At 76.7% G+C, this 3,176-nt stretch carries 4 protein-coding genes and 1 pseudogene; all 5 read right to left on the minus strand.

The features are described 5' to 3' along the window. Positions 1-520, minus strand: a 520-nt coding sequence (locus IDM29_RS15870) for a glycerophosphodiester phosphodiesterase family protein (RefSeq protein ID WP_309232756.1), incomplete at its 3' end; no start/stop codon positions are given. 10 nt (positions 521-530) lie between these two features. Beyond that, positions 531-1,241: a deoxyribose-phosphate aldolase gene (gene deoC, locus IDM29_RS15875; RefSeq protein ID WP_182113350.1), complete on the minus strand. Its 711-nt coding sequence runs from the start codon at positions 1,239-1,241 to the stop codon at positions 531-533. Beyond that, a complete protein-coding gene (locus tag IDM29_RS15880; RefSeq protein WP_182113349.1) occupies positions 1,238-2,380 on the minus strand; it encodes an adenosine deaminase in 1,143 nt (380 codons plus the stop codon). The genes deoC and IDM29_RS15880 overlap by 4 nt, the downstream gene beginning before the upstream one ends. Positions 2,381-2,413: 33 nt before the next feature. Then, complete coding sequence (locus IDM29_RS15885; RefSeq protein WP_182113348.1) at positions 2,414-2,635, minus strand: hypothetical protein; 222 nt, start codon at positions 2,633-2,635, stop codon at positions 2,414-2,416. A 94-nt stretch (positions 2,636-2,729) separates the two neighbouring features. Further along, positions 2,730-3,176 (minus strand): annotated as a pseudogene (locus IDM29_RS15890) (hypothetical protein); the annotation flags it as partial.

Raw genomic sequence — 3,176 nt, forward strand, 5'->3', positions numbered from 1 at the left:
CCACCGCGGCCCGGAACGCCGCCGTCGCGCGCGTGCCGGCCGACGTCGCGACCGGGCGGGACAGGCGTCGCACGACGGCCCGGCGGCGCGCGTCGGAGAACGACGCCACGCACACGCGGTCGTGCGCGCGCGTGCGCTCGACCGCCTCCGCCAGCGGCGCCACGGCGCCCTCGCTCTTGACGTCGACGTTGACCCGCAGGTCCGGCCACGTCCCCAGCAGGTCCTCGAACCTCGGTACCGGCTCGACACCGCCGATGCGGGCCCGCAGCACCGTCGAGGAGGGCAGCCGGTCGACCCGGCCCGACCCGTCCGTCACCCGGTCGAGCGTCTCGTCGTGGAACGCCACCAGCACGCCGTCGGCCGTGGCGTGGACATCGGTCTCGACGTAGCGGAACCCGAGGTCGACGGCCGCGGCGAACGCCGCCATCGAGTTCTCGAGCCCCGCGGGCGAGAACCCGCGGTGCGCGAGCGGGAGCGGCCCCGGGTGGTCGAGGTAGGGCCGCTCCTGCGCGCGCGTCACGTCCCCGGGCTCAGTACCCGGTGCCGGCGGCCGCGTCGGCGTCGGCGTCCGTCCCCGGGGCGTCCAGGCCGTCGAGCACCGCCGCCGTCCCGGACAGGCCGAGGCGCGTGGCGCCGGCCGCGATCAGCGCGCGGGCCGCCGCGGCCGTGCGGATGCCGCCCGACGCCTTCACGCCGAGGCGACCGCCCACGGTCGCCGCCATGAGCTCGACGGCGTGCACGCTCGCCCCGCCCGCCGGGTGGAAGCCCGTGGAGGTCTTGACGAAGTCGGCGCCCGCCGCCTCGGCCGCGCGGCACGCGGCCACGACGCCGTCGTCCGGCAGCGCGGCCGACTCGATGATGACCTTGAGCACGCGCGGCGCCGGCACGGCCGCACGCACGGCGGCGATGTCGGCCTGCACGCGGTCCCAGTCGCCCGCGAGCGCGGCGCCCAGGTCGATGACCATGTCGACCTCGTCCGCGCCGTCCGCGACGGCCCGGGCGGCCTCGGCCGCCTTGATCTCGCTGTGGTGCTTGCCGGACGGGAACCCGCACACCGTCGCGACGAGGACGCCCGGGGGCGGCTCGAGCGGCAGCATCGAGGGCGACACGCAGACGGCGTACACGCCGAGCCGGTGCGCCTCGCGCAGGAGGGCCTCGACGTCGGCCGGGGTCGCCTCCGGCTTCAGCAGCGTGTGGTCGACCAGCCTGGCGACGGTCTGACGGTCCTGGGCAGTGCTCATGCGCGGTGCCGGCCCTTCCCCGCGGTCCACGCGGGATCGATGACGTCCTCGACGAGCGCCTGCCGCTCGTCGTGGTGGAGGAAGGCGTTCCACGCCGCGGTGAGGGTCGCGTCGTGCAGGTCGGCGAGCGTCCAGCCGGCCTCGTCGACGAGGCGCTGCATCTCGCGCGTCATGGACGTGCCGGACATCAGCCGGTTGTCGGTGTTCACGGTGACGGCGGAGCCCAGGGCCGCGAGCGCGGTGATCGGGTGACTCGCGACGGACGCCGCCGCACCCGTCTGGACGTTCGACGTCGGGCACAGCTCGAGCGGCACCTGCTGGTCCCGCACCCAGTGGGCGAGCGGGCCGAGCGTGGCCTTCTCGAGGCCGAGCGGGTCCTGCTCCGTGGGCTCGCCGAAGGTGATGTCGTCGGCGATCCGGACCCCGTGCCCCAGACGCAGGGCGCCACCGACGTGGAGCGCCTCGGCGATCGAGTCGAGGCCCGCGGCCTCGCCCGCGTGGATGGTCACCGGGAAGTGCGCGTACCGCAGCGTGCGGAACGCCGACGCGTGGCGCGACGGCGGGAAGCCGTCCTCGGCGCCGGCGATGTCGAAGCCGACCACGCCCCGGTCGCGGTTGGCGAGCGCGAGCTCGGCGATCTCCTGGCCGCGGTCGGCGTGGCGCATCGCGGTGAGCAGCTGGCCCACACGGATGGTCCGCCCGGCGGCGGCCGCCTCGGCGACGCCCTCCGCGAGGCCCTGGCCCACGGCATCGACGACGTCCTGCAGGCTCAGCCCGGCGCGCAGGTGCTGCTCGGGCGCGTAGCGCTGCTCGGCGTACACGACGCCGTCGGCGGCGAGGTCCACGACCGCCTCGCGCGCGACGCGGCGCAGGTCCTCGGGCCGCTGCATGACCGCGATGGTGTGGTCGAACGTCTCGAGGTAGCGCGGGAGCGAGCCGGAGCTCGCGGCCTCGACGAACCACCGCCCGAGGTCCTCGACGTCGGTGGTGGGCAGCGCGTGACCCACCTGCGCCGCGATGTCGACGATCGTGGCCGGGCGCAGGCCGCCGTCCAGGTGGTCGTGCAGGAGGACCTTCGGCAGCGCCGTGATCTCCTCGGTGGTGAGCGGTGTGCTCGAACGGCTTGCGGAACGACTCATGGGCGCCACGTTATCGGGCCGCGGGGCCCTCCTTCACCGCGCGGGGTACTCGTCCGAGCCGTCGTCGGGGACCTCCTGCGCCTGCTCGACGACGTCGCCCTCGGCGGCCTCGTCCCGCAGGTCGGGCCGCGGCGCGGCCGGCTGGTGCTCGGGGTCGACCGGGACGGTCGTGCTCTCCGAGCCGGGGACCTGCGCGTTGTCCGGCGGGACCAGGCCCGCGTCCGCCCACGAGCTGTCACCAGGGATCGTGCTCATCGCGTCCTCCTCGTCCGTCGTCAGGCGCGGGCGGCGGGGTACCGGCCCGCTCCCATCGTGTCGAACGCCACACCGGGCCGCCACCCGCGGCCCCTCACCGCAGGCGCGGGGCGAGCACCCAGGCGAGGTGGTCCCAGTGGCCGAGCGCGGCGTGCGGGCGCCCGGACGTCAGCGCCCGGCGGTCCGCGACCACCACGGCCCCCGCCCCCGGCTCCCACACGTGCCACCCGGCGTCGTCCCGGGCGAACGCGAGCACCACGTGGCGCGGCAGCGCGGTGTCCCACCCCCGGGCGGTGTCGCCGCCGCTGTAGAGCGGCACGGGGACGCCCGCGTCCAGGGCGGTCCCGACCTCGGCGAGCGCCCCGGCGAGGTGGGCCGCGTCCGTGTCGTCGAGCGGGCGGTGGTCGTACGTCACGCCGAGGAAGCGGGCCGTCCGCGCGGCGGTCCACGGCGGGGTCCCGTACCGGGGCGGCCACGCCAGCCCGAGCACGGCGCGCGCGCTCGTGCGCCGGCGCAGCACGCGCTGCACCGCCGCGAAGCG

The sequence above is a fragment of the Actinotalea sp. JY-7885 genome, assembly GCF_014525465.1.
Classification (GTDB): domain Bacteria; phylum Actinomycetota; class Actinomycetes; order Actinomycetales; family Cellulomonadaceae; genus Actinotalea.

Excerpts from the sequence above, each read along its gene's own strand:
- IDM29_RS15880 (WP_182113349.1), bottom strand. The coding sequence starts at position 2,380 with ATGAGTCGTTCCGCAAGCCGTTCGAGCACACCGCTCACCACCGAGGAG.
- IDM29_RS15885 (WP_182113348.1), bottom strand. The coding sequence starts at position 2,635 with ATGAGCACGATCCCTGGTGACAGCTCGTGGGCGGACGCGGGCCTGGTC.
- deoC (WP_182113350.1), bottom strand. The coding sequence starts at position 1,241 with ATGAGCACTGCCCAGGACCGTCAGACCGTCGCCAGGCTGGTCGACCAC.